The organism is Rhodococcus spongiicola, assembly GCF_004011835.1.
GTDB classification, from domain to species: Bacteria; Actinomycetota; Actinomycetes; order Mycobacteriales; family Mycobacteriaceae; genus Prescottella; species Prescottella spongiicola.
On sequence record NZ_RKLN01000018.1, the window covers coordinates 1 to 1164 of the forward strand.

The window sequence follows — 1164 nt, forward strand, 5'->3', positions numbered from 1 at the left end:
CCTCGAGCGGCGCCACCTCGAGACCAGGCAACTCGAGCGCACCGATCCGCATGTTCTGGAACGAGAACCCGACCTGGAACAACGGATGCCGCGACGCCGACCGAACCGGATTGAGCACCTCCACCAGCCGCTCGAACGGCAGATCATCATGCGCATACGCATCCAGATCCACCTCACGCACCCGCGACAACAGATCCGTGAACGACTCCGCCGGATCCACCTGCACCCGCAACGCCAGCATGTTCACGAACATGCCCACCAAATCGTCCAGCGCCGCCTGACCGCGCCCGGCGATCGGGGTGCCCACCACGATGTCCCGCGACCGCGACAACCGCGCCAGCAACACCGACAACACCGCATGCATCACCATGAACGAACTCGCACCCCGAGCCCGACCCAACTCCACCAAAGCCCGATGCGTCTCCGCATCCACCTCGACACCCACAGTCGCACCCGCATACGACTGCTGCGCCGGACGCGGACGATCCACCGGCAGATCCAACTGATCCGGAATACCCGCCAACTGCCCACGCCAATACCCGATCTGACGCGCAATCACCGACTCGGCGTCGTCCTCCGAACCCAGCACCTCCTGCTGCCACAACGCATAATCCGCATACTGCACCGCAAGCGGCTCCAACCTCGGCGTCTTGCCAGCCGCCCGGGAGGCGTATGAGGTGACGATGTCGCGGATCAGCGGTCCCATCGACACGCCGTCCGATGAGATGTGGTGCACCACAACCATCAGCACGTGCTCGGACGGGGACACCTCGAAGAGCCGCACCCGCACCGGCACCTCGGCCGTGACATCGAACTGCGTCGACCCGAGCGCAATCACCCGGTCACGGACCTCGTCGGCCGAGACCTGCTCGGGACCGAGATCCCACCCCGCCAGCGCCTCCTCGACCGACAGCACCACCTGGAACCCGACCCCCTCGACCTCCGGGTACCGGGTCCGCAAGGACTCGTGCCGGTCGACCACATCGACGATGGCCGCCCGCAACGCGTCCACATCCAAACCGCCCGACAACCGGACAGCGAATGGGATGTTGTAGGCGGCGGACTCGGGTTCGAGACGGTTGAGGAACCACATCCGCTGCTGCGCGAGCGAGAGTGGGATCCGGTCCGGACGCGGACCGGCCACCAACGCCTTCCGGCCGCCGC

The 1164-nt window shown here is 66.3% G+C and carries 1 protein-coding gene; it reads right to left on the minus strand.

The window, feature by feature from the left end:
* On the minus strand, positions 1-1164 hold a 1164-nt coding region (locus EF834_RS18055; protein ID WP_235871302.1), incomplete at both ends, for a condensation domain-containing protein.